The organism is Neolewinella sp. (genome assembly GCF_965214665.1).
Lineage (GTDB): Bacteria > Bacteroidota > Bacteroidia > Chitinophagales > Saprospiraceae > Neolewinella.
Genome location: NZ_OZ243970.1, coordinates 4,268,182 through 4,288,996 on the forward strand (window position 1 = coordinate 4,268,182; position 20,815 = coordinate 4,288,996).

The following is a 20,815-nucleotide window of genomic DNA, read 5'->3' on the forward strand; positions in this document are numbered from 1 at the left end:
GGGTTGGGGTAGGCGTCCGACGCTTGCAAGCGTCGGACGCCTGGGCCCCGCCTGGGCACCCCGCCTAGAGCAGCAGCAGCAATGGCCACGCCCCCAGCACCAGACCCCCCCACCCGATCACCCGCCAGCTCAGCGGGTCCTGCCCCGGCTGTAGGTAGGCCTCCGTAGGGTTCTGCGGATTGAAAAAGACGGTCGGCGTACGCCGCATCAGGTAAAAGCGCGCCATATTCCGGTAGTGCCGGTGCTGCCGCTCGAAGCCGGGCTCCACCTGCTGGCTCTCATATTTCTGGCCGCCCACGTAGTAGATATAGGGCTCCTGCAAGTGGCTTTGCACCTGTCTTACATCAGGGGCCCCTACCCCTGATGACGATGCCCTTTTGTCATGTAGGGCTACCCGCGGTTCCAGGATGGCTTTGGTCTGCGGCCAGGTGAGTACGCGCTGCCGGTTATGGGCCGTGCGGATGCGGGGGACGATGAACACCAGGAGGGCCGTGTAGTACACGCCGAGCAGCAGCAGGGTCATGAGCGGAATAATTTTTGCGGGGTCGCAGGTAGGGGGGCCGGTGGAGCGGGGGTAGAGAGGAAAATGCCGATGTTCAGGACGGACTTAGAGGCGTAGTAGGCCGCCAGAAAGATGATCGCCCCTCCCAGGAACGCTCCAGTCACCGCCAGCTCCGCCTGTAGTGACACCTCACCGGCCCAGTAGCCGAAGTACCCCACCAGTAGTGGAAAGACCAGTCCAAAAAATGCATGCAGCAGCAGACTCCGGTTACTGAGCAGGTGACGGCCTACGGTGAGGTAGTTATTCTCCGGATCGTGGGGATCGTAGCAGATCTGGTAGCGCTCGTGCTTCTGCAGGGCGCGCAGGAGCAGCTTGGTTTCCTCTGGATTGAGGCGCTCGAGCTCGGGCGCTAGGCGCTGACCGGTAAACTTCTCGCCGCGGGCGTAAAAGGTGTAAGGCTCCTGCAACTGGGCACGGTAGAAGAGCACCTCGCCATACTTGTTGGTGGCGGCGGGCTCCAGGGCGGCGGTGTCAGGCTCCAGCACGGCTGTAGCACGGGGCCAGGTGAGGGTACGCTGGCGACGGCCTTCCTGGCCTACCCGACGCAGAAAGCGATAGGCGACCAAAAGGAAGACCAGCAGGGCTATGACGATACCGATCATCGCCAGAGCATTTCGCGCTTGGCGAGCTCCTCGGTCTTAGAGCTGGCCTGGAGGCGGGCGGTGAGCAGGTGTAGGCGGCCGGCGGGCTCGCGGGTGTAGATGGCCTCGAACTCCTGGTCGACGGTCTCGCCGAGGGTAAGGGCCAGGGCATCGGCGTCCTTGCGGGTACCCAGGGTATTCGGTACGGCCAGGTAGTACTCGCCGCGGGTCCAGTCGTCGGGGAGTTTGAGGCGGAGCAGGTAGCGGGGGTTGTCGATGGGCGACATGAGCTCGGCCAGCGATGAGGCGAAGAGCTGGCTGTCGTGGTGCTCGGCCTCACTGAGGTAAAGGAACTGCTCGTCACCCTCCTCCTCCAGCTTGAGCTGCTCGGGGGTGGCGACGTGGAAGTGCTTGCCCGTACCCAGGGCAGTGGCCAGGGCCTTACCGTAGCTCAGTAACCGCTCGCGGGTGTTGGCCAGCAGGGTGTGGCGGCGTACGGCCTCGTCGCGCTGCTGCACAGGGGAGCGTAGGGCACAGACAGCCATCCAGCCGGCGTACACGGCCGCGAAGACCAGCGGAGCCAGCCAGCTTACCGGTAGCAACAGCAGGGCAAATAGCAGCGGCATCACGAGGTAGGGGGTCAGCTTCAGTTCCGCATCGAAGGCGGGGTTGCGGTCGGGGTCACTGAGCCGCCCCGCCACCTGCCGGCGCAGTTTGCGAAAGTGATTGTAGAAGTAAGCACCCGCCCCCGTGGCCACTACGGCAAGCAGCGCAGCGACGGGTAGGGTAGGCAGCGCCAGTCGCTCCAGCAGCGCTCCCCCTAGCATTCCGCCGACTAGTGAGACCATAGTAGCTACCTTCATATTGAGTAGCAGCAGGCGGTACTGCTCCTCGATGTGGCGGTCGATCGATTCGCGGTAGTGCAGCGTAAGGGGGTCCTTGCGCTCGTAGTACCGCTCCTGGGGTGGTCGGATCGCCTCTACGAGTTGGGTGCCGGCCCCGAGGGCCTCGGTCCAGCGCTCGGCGAGTTGGGGGCGCTCGGTGGCCCGCTGTAGGCTGTCGCGGCGCAGGGCGACCATGGCCTCGGCATCGGTCGTGCTGTAGGAGCGGCCGGCGGGCAGGAGGTGCTGGGGCGTCTCCGTGGGCGGGGTCGCAGGTGCGGAGAATTGCAAACTAAAGCGCTCCAGGCCATTCTGAATTGCGGGCTTACCGTCCAGCCGTGGTCCCGCAAAGCCCCGAAAGCGACGGCGCAGTCGGTCGACGTCGGGTCCGCCGCGGCGTACGGTGGGGTGTACGACCATCGGGTGCCAGATATTGGCCGTCTTGTCGGGCTTACCGCGGACGGTGCGAATGGCCCGGCCGCGCATCTGGTTGCTGAGCACGAAGCTGCCTACACGGTTAGCCAGTACGAGACTGTTGACCACGGGGGCATCCCATCCCTCGCCGAGCAGCGATTTGGTGCCGACGATCACGGTCATGTGGCCCTCGGTAAAGAGCTGGGTGAGCCAGCTGACGGCGTACTTATTAGCCAGGGTGCCGGTATCTACCACGACGTAGTCGGAGCCCTTGAACAGCGGCTTGGTGTTGATGACCCGCTCGTCGGGCAGCTGATCGTAGGCGATCTCGAGCAGGCGGCGCTCGGCTGTTTTTGGAATCACGACCAGCGAACCACTCAGGATACAGAGCTTATCCTGGTAATAGGCCCCCTCCTGCCGGCGCAGTGTTTCGAAGACCGGCACGGTGCCGACCTTGGTGATTGCCCGCCGGTCGTGCTCGGTGGTGGGCAGGAACTCGTCGTAGATGTTGTCGGTGAGGATGACCATGCGCAGCTCGTCCACCAGGGCATCGCTCTCGAAGGCGGCGATCTCGGTCAGGGCGTCGAGCTTAGCCTGGGGGCTGGCCAGCTCCTCGGCCTCGGCCCCGGAGGCGGGGGGCAGCGCGCTGTCGAAGTGGAGCTTACCGTCGTGCCAGGCCCCCATGGCGGAGAGGGCACGCTTGTAGGGGCGAAGGAGTTCGCGGCCCTTATCGGCAGTGAAGTACGCATCGTCGCGCAGGGCCCGCTGTAAAAACAGCGTGAGCCAGTGGTCGTCGAGGGCCGGGGCCAGGGTGGCCTCTCCGTGCAAGACGCCAAGGGCGGCGGCGGGCGGCTCGCTGCCCTGGGCGCGCAGCATACTGAGCAGGGCGGTAAAGTACTCCGGTGTAGCGAAAATATCCTCGTAATGCGGCTCGGGATCGGCCAGCCAGGGGTGCTCGCGCAGGTAGTACACCAGCTCGGAACGGGTGTGGGCCAGTTCGAGCAGGGCATCCTTACGCTCCTGCCACTCGGTGATGAGTCGTGACTCCCCGGGCGGGGGCAGGATGGGGTAGATATAGTCCTGGTGCGGACACAGGTCGCCGCTGGCCACCAATTCCGGGATACTGATCTCCTCGTCGATCTCACCGCAGAAGCTGTGGTAACGCCGCCACTCTACACCACTGACGTCGTAGGGTGGGGTAGCCGTAAGGGCCACGAGTTCGGGTTGGTAGCGGTCCATCACGCCATCCAGCACCCGCCACCACTCGCGCCGCAGGTGGTGACATTCATCTACTACCAGGGCCTCCACCCAGTCCAGCCCGTCGGTGCCAATCTTCTGGTCGTAGGCAAACATGGCCTGGTAGGTCACGATGGTCAGGTCGCCGGGAGCATAAAGGTCATTGGAGATGAGGGCCTCGTCGGCCCCGAAGTCCCGCACGAAGCGCTCCGTCCATTGCGCCCGGATGGTCAGGCTGGGGGCCAGTACCAAGGTACGTTTGCCGAGCCGGCGCATGATCTCCAGTCCGAGCACGGTCTTACCGGCCCCGGGGGGGGCTACGACGTGGATCTTGCGGTCTTCACGATACAGTTCCAGCCGATCAAGGATGCGCGCCTGGTAGTCCCGCCAGGGGTACTTGAAGCTTAACTGGGGCAGGGTCATGTGGGGAAGATAGCGTGCCGGGGTGAGGGTAGCTAAGGTAGCTCGACGGGTGCTAGGCTGGGCTCGACCAGTACAATGCTGCCTCTGGCAGCGGCAGAAAAATGCAGCTTCTGGCTGCGCTTCTATACCCTAACAGCGCAGCCGGAGGCTGCCTTTTGCTGGCGCCCCGATAGCTATCGGGGGAGGCCGCATTGTACTTAGTAAAGAAACCCAAACAACCACAGCGGCACCCGTCCAGAATGCCCCGTCCGCAACGTATCCGCCACCACATAGTGGCCCGGCGCTTCCCCAATCTGCTTGAACGACTTATTCCTCCCCCCTACCTCGAAGAGCAGGCGACGGTCCGGCGTAAGAAACACAAAATCGCCCGACCCCGGTAGTTTGATCTCCGGCGGTACGAGCGCCTTGCTGTACGTCAGCTGGGCGAGCTGATTCATGAAGAAGGTCTCGCGTAGCGTACCGAGATTGACCTGCTGTGGCGCCAGGGCATGTAGCAGGTTGGGGTTGTCCAGGTACAGTTTATCGGGTTTGCCTAGTGCAGCGAGGCCACGGGATTCTTTGCGGAGTGATCGGATCAAGTTAGCGTCCTCCAGTAGCTTAAAGTAGCGCAGCAAACTACTACGGCTGATTTCCGTACGCTGACTGAGCTTGACCATGTCGGGTAAAAAGGGAGCGGACGAAGCGATGGCGTACATCAGCCGGGCAAGTTTACGGGCATCGACGGAGGCTGCATCGGTAGCGTAGGGAATATCGTGTTCCAGCACGGTCTGTAGGGAAGACACCACTCGGTCGGTATACCCTACCGTTCCCTGTAAGTAGTAAGGATAGTACCCGATCTGCCAGTACCTTTGTAGCTCTGGTAGTACGTCCGGTAGCTGAGGGAGTAGATCGTCCACGATGGTTTCGTGCCGTTCGAGCACATCCGTAAGGGAGTGTACGGGCAACTTTACCCCGTGCTGCAATCGTAAATATTCCCGGAAGGACAAGCCGGACAGTCGGTAGCTTAGTACCCTGCGACTCAGGTCGGCCTGGTGGGTCAGGATACGCACTACGGAGGAACCCGTCACCACTACCTGTAAACGAGTGCGGTACAGGTCGTAGATCTGCTTCAGCTCGGCGGCCCAGTTACCGTTCACGTAGCGGTGTACCTCGTCGATGAACAAATACTCACCCCCCCGGTCCAGAAAGGCCTCCGCTACCTCGATGAGATGGTGGGCCTGGAAGTACATATCGCCGAGGTCTACGTACAGTGCCTGTCGCGGCGGAAGCCCAAGGGCCCGCAGACGCTGTAGCAGCAAGGTGGTTTTGCCAACTCCCCGGGGCCCGAGGATGAAAATGAGCGGGTCTGACCAGTGCACCTCCTGCATTAGCGTACGCTGGTAACCGGTACTTACGGCGGCTACGGCAGATTTACTTCGAAGTAATAATTGTTCCATTTGTATAACGCGTTATACAAAATTACGCACTTATTGTATAACGCGTTATACAAGATAGCTTTTGCTAAATTGATTTGTTTCTACCACTACAGCCAGCAGCAGCTCTTCACCACTCCGACTGTACTTTGAGTCAAAGTATCCACCATGCGCATCTTTCTCCTGCTATTCCTCTATAGCACCTGCGTCCCCGCCCAGTGGACCATCACCGCCACCGACATCGACCCCGCCAACTACTACGGCATCACCGTAGCCAACGGCATGGTCGGACTGGTCAGCAGCCCCGAGCCTATGCGGGTGCAGGACGTGGTGCTCAACGGCGTCTACGATAACTACCAGCGCGGCCGCGTCTCCAATATCCTCAAGACGTTCAACCACATGAATATGAACCTCGACGTGGACGGCCGCCGCATCGGGGCAGGCGACATCGAAGACTTTCAGCAGCAGCTCGATATGCAGCACGCCGAGCTCGTCACTACTTTCTCCATTGGGGACAGCATCGACGTACGCCACACCCTGCTATCGCTGCGCCACCTGCCGTTCACGGCTCTGGCCCAGGTGGAGATCACGGCCCGCCGACCCGTGCGCATCACGCCGGCCTCCGTCATCGAGAGCCCGACCCACCTGCGCGACGTACGTAATACCTACAGCGAGATCGACCGGCCACACGTACTGCTGGGCCTGCTCACCAGCTACGCCGAGAGTCCTACCGGTGCCCACACCGTAGCCGCCTCCACCAGCTTTCTGTTTCCCGAGCCGCACGGGCGCGAGCCGCGGGTGATCCACGAGGACTGGGACTTCAATATGCACCTGGCCAAGTTTCACCGCCAGCTGGCCGCCGGCGAGACCTACACTTTCGGTGTCGTAGGCAGTACCATCGCCAGCGAGCACACCGCCGATCCGCTCAACGAGGCCGAGCGGCTCACCATCTTCGCCCGTTTGGAGGGCATGGACCGTCTCATCGCCCGCCACCGCGCCGCCTGGGCTGAGCTCTGGCGGAGCGACATTCAGATCGAGGGCAATCTGCGCGATCAGGTAGCCGTGCGCTCTGCGCTGTACCACCTGTACAGCTTCGCCCGGGCCGGGCAGGCGTATAGTCTCTCGCCCATGGGACTGAGCGGCCTGGGCTATAACGGCCACGTCTTCTGGGACACCGAGATCTGGATGTACCCCGGCCTGCTGGCCCTGCAACCCGGCATGGCGCGCTCCATCATGCAGTACCGCTACGACCGCCTGCCCGCCGCCCGCACCAACGCCTTCATGCACGGCTACGACGGGGCGATGTTTCCCTGGGAAAGCGCGGATGATGGCTCCGAGGATACGCCCGTGTGGGCCCTCACCGGACCATTTCAGCACCACATCAGTGGGGACGTAGCCTGGGCCATGTGGCGCTACTACCAGACGACCGGCGATACGACCTGGCTCCGTACGACGGGCTACCCCGTAATGCGGGAGGTGGCCGACTTCTTCGTCAGCCGCGTGGAGCGGGAGGGCCCCGGCCGGTACAACATCAACAACGTCATCGGTGCCAACGAGTGGGAAGAAAATATCGACAACAACGCCTACACCAACGGCATGGCCGTCACCGCCCTGCGCTACGCCGGCGATGCGGCAGCCGTACTGGGCCTCGAACCCGATACCGCCTGGGCCGAGGTAGCCGCCAACATTCCCATCCTCACCTTTCCCGATGGTACCACCCGGGAGAACGCCACCTACGTCGACACCACCATCAAGCAGGCCGACGTCAACCTGCTAGCCTGGCCGATGGACATCGTGCGCGAGCCCACCCAGATCCGCAAAGATCTCGCCTTCTACGAGCCGCGGCTAAGCAAGGACGGTCCGGCCATGGGTAAGGCCATCCTGTCGTTGCTCTATACCCGCTTGGGAGATGTAGACAAAGCTTACGGGCTCTTCGAGCAGAGCTACCAGCCCAACGAGGTGCCGCCCTTCGGCGTACTGGCCGAGACCGCCGGGGGTACCAACCCCTACTTTGCCACCGGTGCCGGCGGGATGCTCCAGGCCGTGCTCTTCGGCTTTGGCGGGCTCGACTTTACCGACGGGGGTATCGTGCAGGGGCAGGGTAGGCTGCCCGCGGCCTGGACCTCGCTGACCATTACGGGGGTGGGGCCGGAGCGGCGGACCTTTCGGGTGGAGTAGCTAGGCGCCCGTTACCTGACTGCTTACCATACCTAAAACATCCATTCCTCTGAGCAGGGCCCGGCCGTACTGCGAGCTAGCGGTAGTGAGGTCCGGCGTCACCCTACCCACGACCTCCCCGTTTGCCAGTTGCCGTGCCGCCAGGATCGGCGCATCTTCCGGATCGTAAAAGCCGGGCTCCAGCACGTAGCGCTGCAGCTTCTCCGCCTCCGGGGCACAGAAAACTTCGCCGTAGCGTAGATTTTCCGCCTTCATCTCCGCGTAGTAGCCAAGAAAGTCCGTCAGCCAGCTCTCGATGTCACTGAACTCCGGCCGCAGCGTGTGCATCCGGATCAGGTTACGCTGCTGCATGAGGTGGAGCAGCTCGGCTACTTCCGCCGGCGTGACCTCCGGTACCGGACCGTCCACTGCCACCCGGCGGGCGTGGGGTTTGGCATTCTGTAGTTGCTTGAAGAGGTAGGTGTCGCGGTAGCGGGTGGCTTCGGCGTCGTCTTCCTCGGTACCCAGTGCTTCGTCCATGGCCCGGGCGGCGAGGTGACCGGCGGCGAGGGCAAATTGGGTAAAGCCGCGGTCCTGTCCCTGCTCGGCTTTCCAGAGCCGGCGCGACTCGTCGAGTACCGTTTGCAGTCCGGCTGTGTCCACCGTCCAGGCCCGACCCAGATGGAATACCTCCCGGTTAACGGTCAGGGCCTGGCGCACCGACTTCGGCAGCTCGCTCAGCGCTATGAGTCTTAGTAGGTCATCTCCGGCGATGAAGGGGGCTAGTCCGCCGGGCCCCGTTAGCTTGTCCGCACGGAAGAAGCTGGAGGACGGTATGCCGGCGTAGGCCCCGAGACTACTAGCTCCGAGACCGAACAGCAGGGAGGACTTGAGAAAATCGCGGCGGGTGGGGGGTTGGGTCATGATCGGGATACTTTGGGCCTACTTATCGGCTTTTTCCTGCAATTTGGCTTGCTCCACATAGTACTCCAGGCGCTGCTTGTGCGCCTCGAACTGTTTGGTGTCCTTCTTGGCCTGCTCCAGGTCGATGTTTCCTTCTAGGTACTCGCTGCAGGCCCACATGAAGTCGTGGCCCAATTTTAAACTCTGGGCGTAGAGACTCTGGGTTTCCGTGCCGTCCAGGGCCTCCTCCACGGTGATCGCTACGTGGTCACCGTGCTGCACCGCGCGGGCTAGGCGGATGATGGGGTCGGCCTCATCGTAAAAGTTAGGGTCGATGAGGTACTGCCGCGTACGGGCGGGCTGGGGAGACTGGTAGGCCTCGGTGTACCGCTCGATCTCTACGTAGAAACTCTGCCGCTCCTCGTCCAGCGTTTCCCACTGCTTTTCCCAGTCGTCGACCGTAACCGGTAGGAAGGTTTTCAGGGTCGCCAGCCGATCGGCAAACTGCACGGCCAGGGGCCCCTCCAGCGCCTCTACCGGTAGGAAGGCGGCGGCCGGGTGGTCGCTCAGATTATGTGAAAGGGTAGCGGGGTGGAAGGGCGGCTCGGTGCCATCGGCAAAGACCCGGTTAAAGGTCGCCGCGTCGTGGTAGATACTGGCGTGGGCCGGCCCCGGGTAGCCACGGGTATAAAACGCCAGGTCGGTGATGCGAAATACCGGCTTGAAGGTACGGTCGCCGGCCAGGTGACCCATCCAGCCGATGGTGTAGGCGAGTTGTTCCTGCTGCGTGGCACCCCCTTTCCAGGTCTCTTTCCACTGGGTCAGCAGGGGCAGAATGAAGGTATCCCCCGAGCGCGTACAGGTACCCAGGCGGAAGGCGTCGGGGTAGGCGGCTACGGCCGCTTTGATTCGTGCGCTGAACCCGTCGTGCTGACTGGCTACGCGCAGGCTGTCCTCGCCGACGGCAATGTGGGTGATGTGTTCTGACATGAGCGACCGATTGAGGCAGGGAAGTTAGTGCATTCTGCGGGCACGCGGTGGAAGTGGTTCTAATGCCCTACCTTTTCCACCATAAATCGATCAAACTATGCGACATCCGTTCCTACGTCCCGCCCTCGCCTTAGGTGTAAGCCTGGGCATCGGCCTGGTCCTCCTACTCAGCACCCGCGTACGCGCCCAAAGCAATATGGGATTTGCGGTACGGGCCGAGGTGGAGCAGGGCACGCTGGAGGGGCGGTACAGTACCCAAACCGGCGTACAGACCTACTTCGGGATCCCCTTTGCCGCCCCGCCGGTGGGGGAGCTGCGCTGGCAACCGCCGCAGGACGCCGAAAGCTGGGAGGGGGTCAGAATGGCTACTGAATTCGGTCCGCGGGCCATCCAGCCCTACGTATTCGACGATATGCGCTTTCGCTCGCCGATGGCCAGTGAGGACTGCCTGTACCTGAACGTGTGGACGCCCGCCCGTAGCGGTACGACCGACCTACCCGTGCTGGTATACTTCCACGGCGGCGGCAATACGACCGGTAGTGGCGACGAGCTGCGCTACGACGGCGAAAAACTGGCCGAGGACGGCATCATCGTCGTCACGCCCAACTACCGCCTGGGCGTATTTGGCTTCTTTGCCCATCCGGAACTGACGGCCGAGCAAGGGGGGCATAGCGGCAACTACGGCCTGCTGGACCAGGTGAAGGCCCTGGAGTGGGTGCGCGATAATATTGCGGCCTTCGGGGGCGATCCCGACCGCATCACCATCGCCGGGGAGAGTGCCGGTAGCATCGACGTGAGCGTACTGATGACCTCGCCGCTGTCGCGCGACCTGCTGGCCGGGGCGGTGGGGGAGAGCGGGGCGGCCATCAATCCGACCTTTGCGCCGGTGCCGCTGGCGGAGGCTGAGGCTACCGGTACCGAATTTGCCGAGCAACTGAGCGTCACTTCCCTAGCCGAGCTGCGCCAGACTCCTACCCGCGTCATCTACGAAACGGCCGTAAGGAACCAGGACTACCGCTACCGTAGCGGACTGGTGATCGACGACTACCTACTGCCTAAATCTCCCGCCGAGATCCTGGCGGCCGGCGAGCAGGCGCAGATCCCCCTGCTGGTAGGTTGGACGAGCGCCGAATCGGCCTGGGCCCCCGCCCCGGAGAGTGCGGCCAGCTACGAGGAGCAGGTGCGCGAGCAGTTCGGAGACCGGGCCGAGGAGCTACTGGCGCTTTACCCCAGCGATGGCGACGACCTGCACCGCACGGCCGTCGACCTGCGTTCCGACAGCTGGATCGTGTACAGCACCTGGAAGTGGGCCCAACTGCACGACAGCACCAGTGAGCAGCCCGTATACCGCTACCGCTTCGACCGAGTGCGCCCGCCGCTGAAGGGGCAGCCCCGCGACGAGGAGCCCATCGGGGCCGGCCACGCCACCGACATCGAGTACTTCATGAATACGCTCGATAAGTCCGACGCCTACGCCTGGGACGAAAATGACCGTAAGGCCGCGGAGACGATCTCGACCTACCTGGCCAATTTTGTCAAGACCGGCGATCCGAACGGGGGGGAGCTGCCGGAGTGGACGCCGATGCGTGCCGAAGCGCCCAATGTCATGCACCTGGATGCGGAGAGTGGGTTGCAGGAGAGTGGAGTGGAGGAGCGGTACCGGGGGTTGGATGGGTATTATACTGGGGAGTGAGATTTACGACGTACGATTTATGATTTACGATTTGTGGGGATGCTCGCTGCGCTCGTGGACAGGGAGTTTGGGCGGGGGCGCAGGTGCAACGAGAGTACAATGCTGCCTCCGGCAGCGGTAGCAACATGCAGCCTCCGGCTGCGCTGGATCAGAGGGAAGGGTTACCTTACCCGCATGACTCATGACCAGATTAGGAACCTGGAAAGCGACCTCTGGGGAGCCGCCGACGACCTGCGCAGCAACTCCAAACTCACCGCCGCCGAATACAAAGACCCCCTGCTCGGACTCGTCCTGCTGCGCTTCGCCCAGAACCGCTACGAGGACGCCGCCGCCGAGCTCGCCGGTAGCCTGCCCGTCAACCCGCGTACCGGACAGCGCCGCGAGGCCTGGCCGGATGACTTTGCCCGCCGGCAGAATGAGGGGTTGCGCGAGGCACGGGATTTGTTGTTGCCACGGTTGATGGGCGGGGTGGTGGAGGCGTGAGTCAGCTGATACGGTCGCGCTACTGACTGTATCAGTTAGCCGTTTGGTGTTACATTCGCGGTCGATCTCCTTGGTGATGGCTACGGATTTACTGAACGAACTGCGTGAGATGGCGCTCAATCTTAAGATCGAGCCGATAGCGGGTAGTAGCGACGCTGCTACGGTTAAATCTATCGTCAAGGTTCTTAGCGAACTTAACAGGGCCTACCAAAATTTCTTAGCTATTGCTTTAGCGAAGGATGAGGTCTACGCTAACCTCATCGAGCAGCAACCGGCCGCTAAGAAGCAACTGCTAGCCGAGTCCTCCCTGCTGGCAGTCAATGTAAACTTCGGCAGTTTTGAGGTAGCGCTGGCTCCACAGTCATCAAATGTTTCTGGCGTGCTCTTCAGAGATGACGTAGTAGCTAAGAAAGAGGCTACATTCAAAGACTTTAAGACGGTTATCGGAAGTGACTTTAATGATCCAGCTTATTTAAGTCGCATCGGTTCGAGGTTCAGTGAGCGAGAGCGTAAGCTGATTTACGGACCGATCTTCAGAGCCGTTAAATCGAGCCGTTACCGCGTTGGCATCCAGGATGCAAACCGAACCTACGTGAAGCCGCTCACGCGACCGAGTAAGGAAAAAGTTTCTTTCTACGCACCGAAAGAAGCTGCCACGGAGGGCCTGGAAGCTCGGAAAACTTACAAGTTGTACGTCACGATGGACGTAGACTCCGCCGCAAGGGGTAAGTTCACTAGGTCTAGCGTGAATGCCGTTCATTACGTGGAAGAGGTTGCTCCCGATACGTATCCAATTATACTGAATGAACTTGACTATGAAGGGCTAGAAATTCAGTTTCAACGGGCTATCGTTGGCGAGGTGCGTATTGATGACGGCTTGTTTCAAGTTGAAAATGATGCATTGGATGTATTCGTATGGGGGGATACCCGTAAGGATGCTGAAGGAGCCTTCGTATTTGCCATTTATTCATTGTACGTGAATTTTTACTACGAAGCGGACGAGAACCTTTCCGAAGACGCCATCAAGCTGAAGGATGAACTGCAGGGCCTGACAAAATCGAGTGTTTGGAATGAAGGCTAGGAAGACTAAGGATTTGAAAAAAGCACTTACCAAAAAAGGTTTCGAGTTATTTCCCGAGAAAAAGCACCATCAGTTCTATTTTCTAGTCATTGAGGGCAAGAAGCAGACCGTTAAAACCTACTTCAGCCACGGGAAGAAGGAGTACTCAGCATCCCTTATGGGAAGCATCAAAAAACAGCTTCGCTTTCCAGACGCTGAATCTGCGGAGCGCTTTTTTGACTGCCCGATGTCAGGGGAGGAGTATGTAGAAATGCTGCGGGAGGTGGGGGAGATCAGATGAGAAAACTGAATAGTCACATCCCGCTCACCCCTCCCCCACACTCCGCCGCCCCACCATATACGCATAGAGCGCCGCCGGCAAAAACTTCAACACCACCCCATTGTACTCCACCTGCCGCGACACCGACTTCGTCGTCACCACCGCCGTAGTCAGTTAGTTCTTTCGGGTGAAGGAGAGCAGGCTCTTCAACTTTCTGCGGCTGCCGCGCAAACTGATCCGACCATTTGATCTCTACTGCCCAGGTGGGGTGGAGGGCTTGTTTATCAAGTCCCACGATGTCAACTTCTCCGCGCTGCCAGCGCGCGTAATAGGTCGTGAAGTTTTGGCGGTGAAATCACTGGGAGAAGATGCCAGTCTCAACTAGATTGCCCATCCGCTCGTCCCCGTCGACCAGGGGGGCGAACAGGCCGCTGCGGAGGGAGGAGTTGGTGAGGAGTAAAGTGTTACGCAAAATCAAAAATGTGATCTTCCATAACAAAACCAGCTAACTTAGTGGTTATCAGCTTGTTATTCTGTTTTGTAACTAATGAGGGGTGGTTTTATGCTGGACCTCAGTTCGGAGATTATCTAGAAGTTTAGTTTCTGGTCACATCAAATCGAGCAACGTAGCGTCCGTTACCGTAACCCGCGTTACTGTAGCCGTAACTACTGTAACATTGTTACCTTGCCTTTATGCAATTCACCAGCCGTCAACAAGAGCTCACCGCCCTGACCAAGATCCGTGAGCGCAGCTTTACGCGAGGTCAAATGACCGTCGTTACCGGACGCCGCCGCATCGGCAAGACCCGCCTGATCAAGGAGAGCCTAACGGGAGAGAAGTATCTGTATTTCTTCGTTGCCCGTATGGACGAGCCCCTGCTCTGCGAAGGGTTCAGCCGCCACATCGAGGAGAGCCTGGGTGTGCGTATCATAGGAACGATCACCCGCTTCATTGACATCTTTCGCTACGTCATCGACCTGGCCAAACAGCAACAGGTGAATCTAGTGATCGACGAGTTCCAGGAGTTCTTTCGTATCAACCCTTCCGTATACAGTGAGATGCAGAATCACTGGGACGCCAACCGCGAAACGATGAAGCTGAACTTGATCCTCAGCGGTTCGGTCTACTCGCTGATGCAGAAGATCTTCCGCGACTACGGGGAGCCGCTGTACGGTAGAGCATCCAACTACCTACACATACGGCCTTTTTCCCCGAGTGTCCTGCGCGGTATCATGCAGCAGCACGCCCCGGACCATGGTCCGTCCGATTTGCTCACCCTATACATTCTCTCCGGGGGCGTTCCGAAGTACGTCGAACTGTTTGTGGATAAGGAGGCGCTTACTCATGCAGAAATGCTGGACCTTTTCCTGAGCCCCGACGAGATCTTTCTGGAGGAGGGGCGGGATGTTCTCATTCAAGAGTTTGGCAAAGAGTACGGGACTTATTTCTCTATTCTCACCCTGATTGCAGCCGGTAGAACTTCCCGTGCGGAGGTAGAAAGCGTCATCCAAAAAAATGTGGGCGGCCAGATGCAGCGTCTCGAAGAAGACTACCTGATCATCAAACGCCGTCGGCCCATGTTCAGCAAGGTCGGCACTCGCTCGATCAGGTATGCCATCGACGATAATTTTCTCAACTTCTGGTTTCGTTTTATCTACAAGTACGCGGGCATCGTCGAGTTGGGCAATTACGACTACCTCCGAGACCTCATCGACCGCGACTTTACCACCTACGCCGGACCCATCCTCGAAAAACTCATCCGCCTCCAACTCGCCGAGTCCCAGCAGTACTCCGCCATCGGGCAGTACTGGCAGCGCAACGGCGAAAACGAGATCGACGTCATCGCCCTCAATGAGCTTACCAAACAGGCCGTCGTCGGCGAGGTCAAACTACAGGAGAAAAACATCAACCTTGAAAAGCTAAAGCTTAAAGCGGAGGCCATTCAGCGCGATTTAGCCGGCTATACCGTTACTTACCGGGGCTTTTCGTTGAATGATATCCTGGACTCACCCCCCAATGGCACATAACTTTTCCGAAGACGGCCTCGTAGAATCCGCCCTCCAGGAGTGCCTGGAAGAACTGGGCTGGACCGTGCTCACCGCCTGGAAAAAGGAAACCTTCGGCCCCGACGGCTTACTGGGGCGTGCTAACAAGGGGGAAGTCGTCCTCACCCGCTATCTGCTGCAAGCTCTCCAACGACTTAACCCCGACCGCCCCGCTACCGCCTACGGGGAGGGGGCGCGGACGCTGGTGCAGGGCTCCTCGGTCAAGGAACCCGGACGGGTGAACCAGGAAAAACAACGGACGCTGCGCGAGAACCCCCTGCGCCTGGAACTTTACGACCATTACCGCGAGATCATCGAGCGCTACAACGCCGGCAAGGACCAGTCTGCCCTGGAGGAGGTATTCGGCGAGCTCACCGAGCTGATCAAAGCGATGGGGGAAGAGGAATCGCGCTACGTCCGCGAGGGCCTGACCGGCGAGGAGGCTCTGGCCATCTTCGATCTACTCCGAGAGGGTAAGCAGCTGACCAACGGGCAGAAGCGGGATGTCCTCAGCGTAGACCGCTGGCGGGAGAGCCACCAGGTCAGCGCCGGGGTGCGCACTACGATCCACGACCGGCTGCTGTACCTGCCCCCTGCGGTATATACGGATGCGGAGGTGAGCGAGCGGTTGGGGGTGGTGTATCAGCATGTTTGGTCACGGTATGGTGGGGGTGAGCGCACCAACATCACCCCGCCCTAGGCACGTCTACGCATTAAACTACCTACCAATGCGATACTACCTCAGCCTGCTACTTGTCCTATTTGCCGGTTTCGCCATCGCCCAGGACACGTACGCCGGCCGCTGGTCGGTTGTCGTAGCAGCTCCCGTTAAGTTCAACCTCGGACAGGCTACCTCTACGCAAATCATTTCACCCACCCCCGGTACTATGGTGTTGGACGTGCCCGACCGCCTGCGGTTGCGCCAACCTCACTTTGGTCTAGAGACTATCATCTATTATGGCCTCCGGCCCCGCCTTCGGGTAGGCATCGGTGCTGGGCTTAGCGGAAGCTTTGGTGAGCGCGATCTTATGTTCGGTTCCTACACCCGGTTATTGGTTCCGGTATTCGCCGCCGTGGCGCTCGATATTCCAGTATCAGGGTCAATCGACCTAACCGTAAGTGGTCGCGGCGGGCACCAGTGGCACGAGCAGCAATTTGGTAACGGCAGTTCTTCCGTAGTACTCTTTCAGCAGGGTGGTAAGTTCTTGGGGTTAGGCCTGACGGTGGCCTCAAAACGGTATGCCTCCCGTCCACAGATTACGCTTGGCTACGAGTACCACCAATTCCGGTATTCCTACCTCTTTCCTCAGCCTACGCCGGGTGCCGGGGATTTTGTTCCCATCGTGCTTGGGCCCGTAATGACCCGTCCCCGTCGCCAGATGCTTACGTTGAGTCTTGGCTTGCGGTTGTAAGAGAATCAAATCAGCGCAAAGGAAGCGCTATTATCCCGCACCCTCAGCATCGTATTGGCATATGCGATACAAGCCAGTAGATCCTCCCGTTCAAGCTCCTCAAACTCTTCCATTAACTCATCGATAGTGTCGCCCCCGGCTAGATAGTCGAGCATCGCCGTGACCATATACCGCATGTTGCGAATAGTAGGTTTGCCACGGCAAATTTCTGGGTAAGGGTGATTCGATCGAGTAGGGGAGATCGTTCCATAGGAAATATACTGTTGTTTAACAAAACGGTAGATCGAGAGTAGGGGTTGCGTCGGGCCAAAACTCAACCGGACGCTCAATGGTTCCACTCCCCATGCCCAACCTCCGCCTCTCCTTCCCCTGGTTCGACCGCCGGGCCTTCCCCGTCCTGGCCGCCGTAGTCGCCGGACTCTACCTCCTGGAAGAAGTCTTCACCCTGCGCGAACAGCACCACGGCAAGCCTGGGCGCACCGTCACCAATACCGCCGTAGCCGCCACTGGTTTCACCGTGGCCCGCTTGCTACTACTGCCCATTATGGTCTACGCTGGGGAGTGGGCCGACCGTCGTCGCTTCGGCCTCGTCCAGTGGCTGCCGCTGCCCCGCTGGGCCCGCTACGCCGTCGGGGCGCTGCTGCTCGACTACACCAACTATACCTGGCACGTACTTACCCACCGCGTCCCCCTGCTGTACCGCTTCCACCGGGTGCACCACTCCGATCTGGATATGGACGTCACCACCGGCTTTCGCTTCCACCTGGGCGAGCAGGTGTTTTCGATCTTTTACCGCGGGGGTATGATGGCCCTCATTGGTGCCCCGGCCGACCTGGTCCTGGGCTACGAGGCCGTGTTCGAGGGCTGTACGGCCTTCCACCACAGCAACCTACGCCTTCCGGAGTCGGTCGAGCATGTACTAGCTAGGGTCATGATCACCCCCCGCGCCCACGGCATCCACCACAGCATCGTGCGAGAGGAATTCGACGCCAACTACGGCGTGGTCTTCGGATTTTGGGACCGGCTGCACGGTACCCACCGGATGGATGTGCCGCAGGAGGCGATCACCATCGGATTACCCGCCTGGCGTGACCCGGAAGAACTGACCGTACCCAAGCTCCACACCATGCCGGCGGACGACCTCCGCCCCTGGGCCCTCCCCGACGGGACGGTGCCAACACGAAGGATAACCACGCCCGTGTAGTATGGCCCTCCTAGCCCCCAACGTCGTCCGCCTAATCGAGGCCTACGGAGCCTACGTAGCCCGCCACCCCGCCGCCGCCGGTGACCTGATCGCCTTCGGGGGCTACCTGCAACGCGGAGGCAAGGAGCCGCCGGAGGAGGAGGTCGACCTGGAAAGCGCCCGGGTACCCCGACCCATGCGCATCCTGCGGGAGCTAGGGTGGCTCTCCGATCACTACCGCCGCTACATCCGCAACCTACTACGGCACAGCAGACTGGCCGAATGGGACGATCTGGTAGTGCTCACCGTATTACACGCCGCGCGCCGTGGGCTACGCAAAACGGAACTCCTGGACAGCAGTCAACTCAAACCGGCCACCGGCACCGAGGTGATCGATCGGCTACTGGGCCACAACCTGCTCCGCATCCTACCGGACCCCACTGACGGCCGCGTCAAGCTCGTCACCATCACCGACAAGGGGCAGGAAGAATTTGCGCGGATATCGGAGCAGATCACACTACTCAGCGAGTTTATGGTCGCCAATTTCGACGAAGACCGGCAGATCGAACTGCTGCGTAACCTGCGGCTCCTGAATGAATTGCACAACGGGGTGGCCGCCGCCGGGCAGGAGGATATTGCGGAGCTGCACGCGTTGTATGTGAATAGCTTGTTGTGAGTTGCTGTCTTATCTTCCGTGCATTACCATCCAGTTTCGCTGCCTCTATCCCTATGTATCACTTACTCCTATGTTCTTTCTGCCTACTAGCGCTACCGTACCCTATGTGCGCTCAGCTTACTGCTAAGTACAACCTCGACTTCGAGCAGGCACCGGAAGGTGAGCTCCCCGCGGGCTGGTTTCAGTGGGGTACCTACGCGCTGACGGCCGATAGCGCAGCATACTCCGGGAGCACCTGCGCCAAGATTACCTCCACGGAAGGGGGCGGGGCCTTCGGAAGTATCGCATACGCCATTCCCGCGAAGTATCGGGGGGCAACCATCCGCCTGGACGGCTACATGAAAATTCAGTCAGGGGCATGCAGGATTGCTGCTTCGCATCGACGGCAGCGGCGGGCAGGTGTTGGCGTTTGACAATATGAACGCAGAGGGAATCATCGGTACGCGCGACTGGCAGCCCTACAGTATTACGCTCAATTATCCTGAGGATGCTACCGGTATCTACGTTGCCGGCATCCTTGTCGGTCAGGGCGAAGCCTGGTTCGACGCCTTCACGGTTACGATTGACGGGGAGGACATCCAGACCAAAGCCGAGGAGGCACCGAAGACCTATCCCGCCGATGAGGACACGGTCTTTGACGCGGGAAGCAAGGTCACCTTCCCTGAACTCAATCCACCGCTCATCGCCGATCTCGACCTACTGGGTAGAGTGTGGGGTTTTCTGAAGTACCACCACCCCGCCATTGCCCGTGGCGAACGGCAGTGGGACTTTGATCTGTTCCGCGTCCTGCCGGAGTATCTAGGGGCGGGGTCGCAGGTGCAGCGAGAAACGGTGCTGGAAGAGTGGATTACGGCACTCGGAGCAGTACCTCCCTGTACGGAATGTGCGCAGGTGGATACGGATGTGGTACTAACGGCTAGCCTGGATTGGATCGGTTCGGCCATCACCAGCGATACCCTTCGGCAACAGCTTAGGCATATTTATACCAATCGGCCCAGCGGTGACGATCACTACTATATCGCTGCGGAGCCGGGCGTGGGCAATCCCAAATTCCGCCACGAACGTCCCTACGAGACGATGGCCTACCCCGATGCCGGCTTCCGCCTCCTGGCCGTATACCGCTACTGGAATATGATCCGGTACTTCTTTCCCTACGTAGCCGAGACCGACAACGACTGGGAAGAAATTCTCGCCACCTACATCCCCCGCTTTCTCGAAGCTGAAAATGAACCGGCTTACGAGCAGGCCGCCCTTGAGCTGATCGCCGAGGTCAACGATACACACGCTAATCTATGGGACGGAGGGGATAAGCTGGATGAACAACGGGGTGACCGCTACGCCACCGTACACCTCCGCTTTGTAGAGGATGAGCTTACCGTGACTGATTACTACGAGACTACCCTGAGCCCGGCCACCGACCTAGCGATCGGCGATGTCATCACCGAGATCGACGGCACGCCCGTCACTGAGCTAGTCGACTCCCTCCGCACCGGCTACCCTGCCTCTAATCAACCTACGCAATTACGCAACCTTTCCGCCGATCTCCTACGTGGCACCACCGATCGGGTCGCGGTCAGGGTGCGTACGGCAGATGGTGAGGTAGTAACCCGTGGTATTCCCCGCTTCGCCAAAGAACAGGTGAAGCCGTACCGCTGGTATCCAGAGCGGGACGCCCCCGCCTACGAGCTGCTCAGCGAAGACATCGGCTACGTGACCCTACAAAATATCAAGCAGGAGGACATACCGGTCATTCAGCAGCAGTTGAAAGACACCAAGGGCATCGTTATCGACATCCGCAACTATCCTTCCGCCTTCATGCCCTTCACACTGGCCCCCTGGTTTCTTACTGAGGACATGCCCTTTGTGCGTTTCACCACCATGAGCGTGGCTACGCCCGGGGATTTTATCCTTAGTGAACCCCGTGAGATCCCCGCTGCCCCCGAGCCCTACACCGGCAAGGTCGTCGTACTGGTCAACGAGCTCACCCAGAGCCAGGCCGAATACACCGCCATGGCCTTCCGCGCCAGCCCCCTCACCACCATCATCGGCAGCACTACCGCCGGCGCCGACGGCAACTATTCCAACATCACCCTGCCGGGTGGGCTATCTACCGGAATATCCGGCATCGGCATTTTCTACCCCGACGGCACCCCCACCCAGCGCATCGGCATCGTACCGGACATCGAGGTGCCGCTGACCCTGGAGGCGGTGCGTAGTGGACGGGACGAGCTGCTGGAGCGGGCTATTGAATTAATTGAGAAGGGATCCTAGTGCATCTAAAGCGCAGCCAGAGGCTGCATGTTGCTGCCGCCCCGATAGCTATCGGGGGAGGCAGCATTGTACTGCACCCGGCTTACATTTAGGGCCCTTCCCCCAAACGACGCAGCCGTGTGTTACACCTATGACGCCCCTTTACTCCTTTA

Annotated in this window: 19 protein-coding genes; 12 read left to right on the top strand and 7 right to left on the bottom strand. The window is 60.2% G+C overall.

What is annotated here, in order from left to right:
- Positions 1–64 precede the first annotated feature (64 nt).
- The 4 genes from ACOOHD_RS18235 to ACOOHD_RS18250 form a co-directional block, all read right to left on the bottom strand.
- On the bottom strand, positions 65–523 hold the full coding sequence (locus tag ACOOHD_RS18235) for a DUF3592 domain-containing protein (protein WP_420459310.1): 459 nt from the start codon (positions 521–523) through the stop codon (positions 65–67).
- A complete protein-coding gene (locus ACOOHD_RS18240; RefSeq protein ID WP_420459311.1) occupies positions 520–1,164 on the bottom strand; it encodes a hypothetical protein in 645 nt (214 codons plus the stop codon). The genes ACOOHD_RS18235 and ACOOHD_RS18240 overlap by 4 nt, the downstream gene beginning before the upstream one ends.
- A complete protein-coding gene (locus tag ACOOHD_RS18245) occupies positions 1,161–4,097 on the bottom strand; it encodes a DEAD/DEAH box helicase family protein (protein ID WP_420459312.1) in 2,937 nt (978 codons plus the stop codon). The genes ACOOHD_RS18240 and ACOOHD_RS18245 overlap by 4 nt, the downstream gene beginning before the upstream one ends.
- 197 nt (positions 4,098–4,294) lie before the next feature.
- Positions 4,295–5,533 (bottom strand): ATP-binding protein, encoded by a 1,239-nt coding sequence (locus ACOOHD_RS18250; protein WP_420459313.1) that lies wholly within the window; start codon positions 5,531–5,533, stop codon positions 4,295–4,297.
- 144 nt (positions 5,534–5,677) lie between these two features.
- Here ACOOHD_RS18250 and ACOOHD_RS18255 point away from each other — a divergent pair, with 144 nt between their 5' ends.
- Positions 5,678–7,687 carry a glycoside hydrolase family 65 protein gene (locus ACOOHD_RS18255; protein ID WP_420459314.1) on the top strand — a complete coding sequence of 670 codons (2,010 nt, stop codon included), beginning with the start codon at positions 5,678–5,680 and terminating at the stop codon, positions 7,685–7,687.
- On the opposite strand, the gene ACOOHD_RS18260 is transcribed toward ACOOHD_RS18255, so the two are convergent.
- Positions 7,688–8,590, bottom strand: a complete 903-nt coding sequence (locus ACOOHD_RS18260; RefSeq protein WP_420459315.1) for a hypothetical protein — start codon at positions 8,588–8,590, stop codon at positions 7,688–7,690.
- 18 nt (positions 8,591–8,608) lie between these two features.
- Positions 8,609–9,559 carry a hypothetical protein gene (locus tag ACOOHD_RS18265; protein ID WP_420459316.1) on the bottom strand — a complete coding sequence of 317 codons (951 nt, stop codon included), beginning with the start codon at positions 9,557–9,559 and terminating at the stop codon, positions 8,609–8,611.
- Between the two features lie 97 nt (positions 9,560–9,656).
- Between ACOOHD_RS18265 and ACOOHD_RS18270 the strand changes: the two genes are divergently transcribed.
- The 7 genes from ACOOHD_RS18270 to ACOOHD_RS18300 all read left to right on the top strand — a co-directional run bounded on the left by ACOOHD_RS18270 (position 9,657) and on the right by ACOOHD_RS18300 (position 16,533).
- Positions 9,657–11,252, top strand: coding sequence for a carboxylesterase/lipase family protein (locus ACOOHD_RS18270; protein WP_420459317.1), 1,596 nt, complete (start codon positions 9,657–9,659; stop codon positions 11,250–11,252).
- A gap of 174 nt (positions 11,253–11,426) precedes the next feature.
- Entirely contained in the window at positions 11,427–11,735 is a 309-nt protein-coding gene (locus ACOOHD_RS18275; RefSeq protein ID WP_420459318.1) for a type I restriction-modification system subunit M N-terminal domain-containing protein, read from the top strand.
- A 76-nt stretch (positions 11,736–11,811) separates the two neighbouring features.
- Positions 11,812–12,816 (top strand): hypothetical protein, encoded by a 1,005-nt coding sequence (locus ACOOHD_RS18280; protein ID WP_420459319.1) that lies wholly within the window; start codon positions 11,812–11,814, stop codon positions 12,814–12,816.
- Positions 12,806–13,096, top strand: a complete 291-nt coding sequence (locus ACOOHD_RS18285) for a type II toxin-antitoxin system HicA family toxin (protein ID WP_420459320.1) — start codon at positions 12,806–12,808, stop codon at positions 13,094–13,096. Before ACOOHD_RS18280 ends, ACOOHD_RS18285 begins: the two co-directional genes overlap by 11 nt.
- 672 nt (positions 13,097–13,768) lie before the next feature.
- Complete coding sequence (locus ACOOHD_RS18290) at positions 13,769–15,103, top strand: ATP-binding protein (protein WP_420459321.1); 1,335 nt, start codon at positions 13,769–13,771, stop codon at positions 15,101–15,103.
- Positions 15,093–15,821, top strand: coding sequence for a type I restriction endonuclease (locus ACOOHD_RS18295; RefSeq protein ID WP_420459322.1), 729 nt, complete (start codon positions 15,093–15,095; stop codon positions 15,819–15,821). Before ACOOHD_RS18290 ends, ACOOHD_RS18295 begins: the two co-directional genes overlap by 11 nt.
- A gap of 28 nt (positions 15,822–15,849) precedes the next feature.
- Complete coding sequence (locus ACOOHD_RS18300) at positions 15,850–16,533, top strand: hypothetical protein (RefSeq protein WP_420459323.1); 684 nt, start codon at positions 15,850–15,852, stop codon at positions 16,531–16,533.
- 5 nt (positions 16,534–16,538) lie between these two features.
- Here the strand turns inward: ACOOHD_RS18300 and ACOOHD_RS18305 are convergent, their stop codons facing one another.
- The gene (locus ACOOHD_RS18305) at positions 16,539–16,709 is read right to left on the bottom strand and encodes a DUF433 domain-containing protein (protein ID WP_420459324.1); all 171 of its coding nucleotides are present in this window, start codon (positions 16,707–16,709) and stop codon (positions 16,539–16,541) included.
- A 167-nt stretch (positions 16,710–16,876) separates the two neighbouring features.
- Between ACOOHD_RS18305 and ACOOHD_RS18310 the strand changes: the two genes are divergently transcribed.
- The 4 genes from ACOOHD_RS18310 to ACOOHD_RS18325 all read left to right on the top strand — a co-directional run bounded on the left by ACOOHD_RS18310 (position 16,877) and on the right by ACOOHD_RS18325 (position 20,663).
- Entirely contained in the window at positions 16,877–17,737 is an 861-nt protein-coding gene (locus tag ACOOHD_RS18310; protein ID WP_420459325.1) for a sterol desaturase family protein, read from the top strand.
- A 1-nt stretch (position 17,738) separates the two neighbouring features.
- On the top strand, positions 17,739–18,392 hold the full coding sequence (locus ACOOHD_RS18315; RefSeq protein WP_420459326.1) for a MarR family winged helix-turn-helix transcriptional regulator: 654 nt from the start codon (positions 17,739–17,741) through the stop codon (positions 18,390–18,392).
- A 104-nt stretch (positions 18,393–18,496) separates the two neighbouring features.
- A complete protein-coding gene (locus ACOOHD_RS18320) occupies positions 18,497–18,805 on the top strand; it encodes a hypothetical protein (protein WP_420459327.1) in 309 nt (102 codons plus the stop codon).
- A gap of 4 nt (positions 18,806–18,809) precedes the next feature.
- Positions 18,810–20,663, top strand: a complete 1,854-nt coding sequence (locus ACOOHD_RS18325; protein WP_420459328.1) for a S41 family peptidase — start codon at positions 18,810–18,812, stop codon at positions 20,661–20,663.
- Positions 20,664–20,815: the final 152 nt, after the last annotated feature.